General features: G+C 64.0%; 7 protein-coding genes. All 7 read left to right on the top strand.

The window, feature by feature from the left end; all coding sequences use genetic code 11:
* Nucleotides 1-135: 135 nt before the first annotated feature.
* Nucleotides 136-1,152 (top strand): porphobilinogen synthase, encoded by a 1,017-nt coding sequence (hemB, locus tag DD1DGNOD_RS23525; RefSeq protein WP_241255940.1) that lies wholly within the window; start codon nucleotides 136-138, stop codon nucleotides 1,150-1,152.
* Between the two features lie 255 nt (nucleotides 1,153-1,407).
* Nucleotides 1,408-1,734 carry a hypothetical protein gene (locus DD1DGNOD_RS23520; protein WP_131771043.1) on the top strand — a complete coding sequence of 109 codons (327 nt, stop codon included), beginning with the start codon at nucleotides 1,408-1,410 and terminating at the stop codon, nucleotides 1,732-1,734.
* Complete coding sequence (locus tag DD1DGNOD_RS23515) at nucleotides 1,731-2,111, top strand: PIN domain-containing protein (RefSeq protein WP_131768594.1); 381 nt, start codon at nucleotides 1,731-1,733, stop codon at nucleotides 2,109-2,111. The genes DD1DGNOD_RS23520 and DD1DGNOD_RS23515 overlap by 4 nt, the downstream gene beginning before the upstream one ends.
* Before the next feature lie 516 nt (nucleotides 2,112-2,627).
* Nucleotides 2,628-2,906, top strand: coding sequence for a hypothetical protein (locus DD1DGNOD_RS23510; RefSeq protein WP_131768593.1), 279 nt, complete (start codon nucleotides 2,628-2,630; stop codon nucleotides 2,904-2,906).
* A gap of 415 nt (nucleotides 2,907-3,321) precedes the next feature.
* A complete protein-coding gene (locus DD1DGNOD_RS23500; protein WP_131768592.1) occupies nucleotides 3,322-4,473 on the top strand; it encodes a DUF262 domain-containing protein in 1,152 nt (383 codons plus the stop codon).
* Entirely contained in the window at nucleotides 4,470-5,573 is a 1,104-nt protein-coding gene (locus tag DD1DGNOD_RS23495) for a DUF3696 domain-containing protein (protein ID WP_131768591.1), read from the top strand. Before DD1DGNOD_RS23500 ends, DD1DGNOD_RS23495 begins: the two co-directional genes overlap by 4 nt.
* On the top strand, nucleotides 5,551-6,251 hold a 701-nt coding region (locus tag DD1DGNOD_RS23490), incomplete at its 3' end, for a hypothetical protein (protein ID WP_131771042.1). The genes DD1DGNOD_RS23495 and DD1DGNOD_RS23490, both read left to right, overlap by 23 nt.

Below are 6,251 nucleotides of genomic sequence, written 5' to 3'. Positions count from 1 at the left end.
CGTCCAGGCGGCCGAGGCGACGATCCCGTCGCTGGTGCAGGCGCTGGCCGACTTCGCAGCCGAGCACCGGGAGGAGCTGGGCAAGGTCGGTCCGCTCTCGGCCCGCCTGCCCAAGCCCCGGCGCGGTTCCCGGCGGTGAGCGTGCCGTCGGGCGCCATCGCCGGTGGGGGTGCGGGATTCCCCCTGGCGCGGCCCCGCCGGCTGCGCCGTGGCGCGCCGCTGCGTCGGCTGGTTGCCGACGTCCGGCTGCATCCTGATGATCTTGTGCTGCCGGTGTTCGTCAAGGAGGGCATCGGCACCCCCGCTCCGATCGCCTCGATGCCCGGGGTGGTCCAGCACACGCGGGAGTCGTTGCGCAAGGCTGCGGTGGAGGCGGCCCGGGCCGGCGTCGGCGGTCTGATCCTTTTCGGTGTCCCGGCGCACAAGGACGGGCGCGGTTCGGCCGCGGACGACCCGTCCGGCATCGTGCAGCTCGCCCTCGCTGATCTTGTCACCGAGATCGGCGACGACATGGTGATCATGACGGACCTCTGCCTGGACGAGTACACCGACCACGGTCACTGCGGTCTGCTGACCGAGGACGGCGAGGTCGACAACGACCCCACCCTGGCCCGCTACGCCTCGATCGCCCTGGCGCAGGCCCGCGCCGGCGCCCACGTGGTGGCCCCGAGCGGGATGATGGATGGGCAGGTGGGCGCGATCCGGGCGGCGCTCGACAGCGGCGGCTTCCCCGACGTCCCGATCCTGGCCTACTCGGCGAAATACGCCTCGGCGTTCTACGGCCCGTTCCGGGACGCGGCCGAATGTGCACCGCGTTTCGGTGACCGCGCCGGTTACCAGCAGGACCCCGCCCGCTCCGCGCGTGAGGCCCTGCGCGAGGTCGCGCTCGACCTCGCCGAGGGCGCCGACGCCGTGATGGTGAAGCCGGCACTGGCCTACCTCGACGTCCTGCGGGCGGTTGCCGACGCCGTTGACGTGCCGGTCGCCGCATATCAGGTGTCCGGTGAGTACGCGATGGTGGAGGCCGCGGCAGCCAGCGGCTGGATCGACCGCGAGCGTGCCATCACCGAGACGATCACCGCCGTCCGCCGGGCGGGCGCGGACATCATCCTGACGTACTGGGCGACCGAAGTAGCCCACCGCTTGCGCTGACCCGTGCCGCCGCCGGCCGGTACGGCTCGGCGCGAAGAAGAAGCGATGTCCGCCGCTACTGGTAGCTGCCCGTTAGCTGTGGGTGGACGCCGACCGGCGGCCGGCAGGAATCGATCATCTGGTCGCGGACGGCTGTCTGACCGGCGTTTCAACGATTCTGTGGTCTCGATGTATACGCTACGTGCCGATCTGCCTACTTCGGCCGGTAATCTTGCTTTACAGCAAGATCTGCCAGGGGTTGGAGGAAGGTGCGCAGTGACCCTGCTTCCGGATTGGCCGGGCCGAGAGCTCTCGGCCGCATGTTCGTACCGATGGTACGAACAGATCGACTACGGTGACGGCATGGCCGTGGCGAAGGTGTCCCTCTCCCTGGACGAACGTGTGCTCGTTGCCGCACGGGCGGCAGCGGCGACCGAGGGCATCAGCCTGTCGGCCTGGATATCCCGCCTGATCGACCATCACATCGGCATCCAGGAGGGTCTCGCGGCCGTCCGCGAGTACGAAGCCGAGCACGGCCCCATTCCCGAGGAAGCTCGGGAGAACGCCCGCCGCGTCCTGCGTGACCTCGGAGTGATCGAATGAAGGGTCTGGTCTACGACGCGGGGGCGCTTATTGCCGCTGAACAGGCGGACCACAAGGTGTGGGCCACGCACGCCGAGGCGCTGGAGCACGATGTCCGGCCAGTCGTTCCGGCGCCCGTACTGGCGCAGGTCTGGCGGGGCGGGCCGCAACCGAACCTGTCCCGCCTGTTGAAGGGCTGTGACATCGAGCCGCTTTCCGAGGAAACCGCACGAGCGGTCGGCGCGCTGTTGGCCCGTGCGGGAACCAGCGACATCGTCGATGCCACGGTCGTGCTGAACGCGGCATCGAAGGATCATTCGGTCCTGACCAGCGACGCGTCAGACCTACGCACGTTGGCCGAGGTGCACGGAACAAAGGTCAGCATCCACTCCGTGTAAGCATCCCTCCCGTCCGTCCGCGGCGGTTCCGAGCATTGACGATCTTGTGTTGTTGGAGGAGACCCTTGGCGTCACGGGGAACGCGAGGCTCATGACCGGGATTCGGGAAGCCCTGAACCGTTGCACCTGCCGTTACCGGTACCCGCCCAGGATCTCGACGTCTCCGTCCTCGATTACTCGTCGGCATTGGCCCAGGTTGTAGCCAAAGGGACGGCGCGGGACCTGGAGCGGCGATTTCAAAACGCTGCCCAGGCGCGGTCGGCGCTGCTTGCGGTGCCAGAGGCACGTGAGTTCGACGGACATCCACCGTCATCTGCCGAATGATCCTTATTCGAGAACGCAAGTATCGATCCGGCAGTATCGACCCGGCGCCGCCGCTCCCGCGGGGGGATTCCGGGTGCAGCCAGGTGGGCCGGGCCTCTGCCGGCTATCTGTCGGACATCGGCCTGTTGGGACCGGAATCCCAGGGGAAGGAAAGGACTGGTTGAGACGGAGCTCCAGGGCAGGGAGGCGGACGTGGTTCTGACACCGGTATCCACCGAAAAGCTGGAAAGTGTCCACGAAGCGGCCGAGCGTGCCGTCCGGCACGGTGTCGTCACTGTCGACCTCGCCGGTCGGCGCTACGAGCTGCTTCCTCCTGAGCAGCTTGGTTACCTCGCCGGTCTTGTGGCGCTCGGATTCCTCGGAATCATCGAATGGTCGATCGCGGCCGTCGTGGCCGTCGGGCACACGCTTGTGTACCGCAGCCACCGGCAGGGGTTGCGCAGCCTGGGAGCCGCTCTCCAGGAAGCCTGAGCAGGTGGGCGCCCGACCGTCCGGGTGCGGGTGGGAGAATCGATCATTGTCGGGTGCCGAACAGGGGCGGGTGCCGAACAGGCGTGTTGCGGGTTCGTGACTGGCCCGGCGCACCGTCACCGTCTGTTGACCGTGATACCGCAGCCCTGTCCGAGTTGGCCCGTCGGTATCCGGCCGGGCACGGCTCTGCCGGAGATCGTGATCTCACCAAGTGGGCCGGGTTGTCGTTCCGCGACGCCCGGTGTGCTCCGGCGATCGCCGTTCGCCGGAGCGTTGGCCCCGTCGGGTGTGCGCCGGTTGAGGGATGGTCGGCATACACGCAGCCAACCGCGGGGCCTGATGTGGGACGAGTCTCGCGTTGCCACGTCTCGTAGGATCGGCGTCGGACCCGAATGGACCCGGAGGATGCGTCGACATGGCGGAGGACGGCATCGACGTTCGTGAAGAGTACTTCGACAACATGGCAACCGGTGTCGAGATCGAGCTCGGTGACGAGCAGTCGGCGATCGCCAGGCCCTGGAATCCAGATGACATCCGGGTCGGCACGAAGCAGTTCTCTCTTCGTAACATCCTCGACCTGATCGACGACGGTGATTTGGAGCTGGCCCCCGACTTCCAGCGGAACACGGTCTGGAAGGCTCGCCAAAAGTCGCGCCTCATCGAATCGATCCTGCTGCAGATCCCGCTACCGGCATTTTATTTCGCCGAGGACACCAACGGCATGATGCGTGTCGTCGACGGTTTGCAGCGGCTGTCCACCGTGCACAGCTATGTACGAGGTCAGCAGCAGGCGTTCGCACTGACCGACCTGGAGTATCTCGATTCGGCTGCGAAGAAACGCTTCGAGGAGCTGACTCCGGCCCTGCAGCGTCGGATCAACAATGCACAGATCGTTGTCCACGTCATTGATCCGACCACCCCTCCGGGTGTCAAGTACGACATCTTCAAACGAATCAACACCGGTGGCACACCCCTCAATGCCCAGGAGATCCGGCACTGCATGAGCAGGGAGCGAAGCCGAAGCTTCCTCAAACGGTGCACGCACACCCCGGAGTTCGATCGTGCTACGGGTGAGCGTTTTCGTGATCATATTCGGATGGATGACCGCGAGGTGGTTCTCCGGTACTGTGCCTTTTGGCTGTACGGTGTCGACGGCTATGTTCGCGAGGGCTCCATGGACGCTTTCCTGGAGAGAACGACAACCATGCTCGACGACCCGCGAGAGGTTCCGGACGACCGTTTGACGGAACTTCACGCCTCTTTTCGATCGGCGATGATCAAAAGTTATGAGGTATTTGGCGAGCACGCGTTCCGAAAATGGCCTCGGGGAGCGAGCGCGCGGAATCCGATCAACCGACCGTTGTTTGAAAGCTGGTCGTATGTGCTCGGTCAGTATGACCTCGCAGACCTGACCAGGCGCAAGGAGCCGGTGGTGGCCGCGGCACGCGATCTCATGACTCATGATCGAGCGTATATCGATGCGATCACGACATCGACAGGAGATCCCAGGAAGGTGCGGCTACGGTTTGCTCTGGCTGGCCAGGCCGCACAGGCCGGCCTGCGATGACTACTCTTGCGGTCCGCAATTTCAAACGATTTGTCTCGACCGACCTGACGATCCGGCCTCTGACTGTTCTCACCGGACTGAACGGTACCGGGAAGAGTACCGCTATCCAGGCTCTGCTGCTCGCTCGGCAGGTGGCAGAGAACACGGGTACTCGTGTCGTGCAGCTCAACGGACCATACGGGCTGGCGCTTGGTGAAGCATTCGATATCCTACACCCTGAAGCCGAGCATCAGGAGATCGAAATCCGGATCGATTCCGGCGGGGCCTCGTCCCGGTATTTGTTTGACGTCCCGGACGATCGAGCTCTGAATCTGCCGATACGTGACCGTCCGACCATCGTTCCAGCTCTGCTCGCAGGTCAAGGCGTGTCGTTCAGTTATCTCAACGCGGAAAGGCTTGGTCCTCGGGATCAGCTGGATGTCACCGCTGAAGACCCGGATCGTATCGGTGTCGGTGTGCGTGGCGAGTACACGGCACAGGCACTGGCTCTTCATGAGACTGTGGAGGTTCGTGAAGCATTGCGCCATCCTCGTACCGTGGAACACGGCGTCACAACGCTGCGTACCCAGGTCGAGACCTGGGCATCTGAGATCATCCGGCCGATTAGAATCACTGCGCAATGGCCGGCAGGGATCACGGCTAGCTTGATCCGCTTTCAGGAGCCCGGATTACTGAGCGAGCAGATCAGACCTGCCAACATGGGTTTCGGTTTCTCCTACGCGTTGCCAATCATCGTCGCCGGCCTGCTGATGCCGGCAGATGGTGTATTGATCGTCGAGAATCCTGAGGCTCATCTGCATCCGGCGGGCCAGTCCCGGCTCGGCCGATTCCTTGGCCGAGTCGCGGGAAGTGGCGCACAGGTGGTTGTCGAAACACATAGCGACCACGTGATCAACGGTATACGCCTGGCCGTCGCGGACGACCGGGTTCTCGATCGAGGAGAGGTGGTGGTGCATTTCTTCGGCGATGGTGAAGACGGTGCTCCGGTTGCGATAGAGCTTACCGGCCGCGGCGGACTCACTATGTGGCCGAAGGGATTTTTCGATCAGATCGAGGAGGACCTGGGGAGGCTGGCGCGTGCGAAGCGCCGAGAAAAATAGTGGCGGTCCTCGTCTCGTCGTCGACGAGGCGAGCTTCGACTTCCGGGGATTATCCGACGCCCAGATCGAACATCATTTGGATGAGCTCAACGAGACCTTGCGAACACTCCGGGCCGAGGACCGCTTCGGGGTTGCCTGCGCGCCGATGTGGGACGCGGTGAAGTGTCTGGACGATTGCGAGCTCTACCAGTTCCTCTGTGGTGAGTACCCGTCCAACGTGGACCGGGACACGCTGCTGCTGAGTCACACTCAGCTTTCGCGATGCCCGGAATGGGACGACATCCCGGATGTTGATACCCCCGTGAGCATCGACGGTGGAGAGCCTGTAATGACGCTCTCCGCCGCATATGCACTGCTCATGGTCCTCGAGCGATATGGGGTTGCCTGCGTGGTCTTCCCGGGCTCCACTCGCCGGGGACATCTCGTTGTACGTGGTCAGCATGGTGAGGGCGACGTGTTCTTCTTTCACGACCCAGCGGAGCTGTCCGAGTTCTGGCGGCGTTTATTCGCGCTCGAGAACGTACCGGAATTCAGCTTCTTTGATTTGGCTGAGCACGCCTTCCCGAACCTTGTTTTTCATTCGAGCCTCTCGTTCGGCCGTTTCGACGGAGCCTATGCGGATCTCCGGGACAGGGTGGTGTCGATACTTGCCGGCCTCAACGATCGATTTATCGATGA

The sequence above is a fragment of the Candidatus Protofrankia californiensis genome, from assembly GCF_900634765.1.
GTDB lineage: Bacteria > Actinomycetota > Actinomycetes > Frankiales > Frankiaceae > Protofrankia > Protofrankia californiensis.
Note: the sequence above shows the minus strand (reverse complement) of the source record. Positions and strands in the feature narration are given on the sequence as shown.

Bases quoted from the DNA above. Each gene is read 5' to 3' on its own strand.
- DD1DGNOD_RS23515 (WP_131768594.1), top strand. From the start codon at position 1,731: ATGAAGGGTCTGGTCTACGACGCGGGGGCGCTTATTGCCGCTGAACAG.
- DD1DGNOD_RS23500 (WP_131768592.1), top strand. From the start codon at position 3,322: ATGGCGGAGGACGGCATCGACGTTCGTGAAGAGTACTTCGACAACATG.
- DD1DGNOD_RS23495 (WP_131768591.1), top strand. From the start codon at position 4,470: ATGACTACTCTTGCGGTCCGCAATTTCAAACGATTTGTCTCGACCGAC.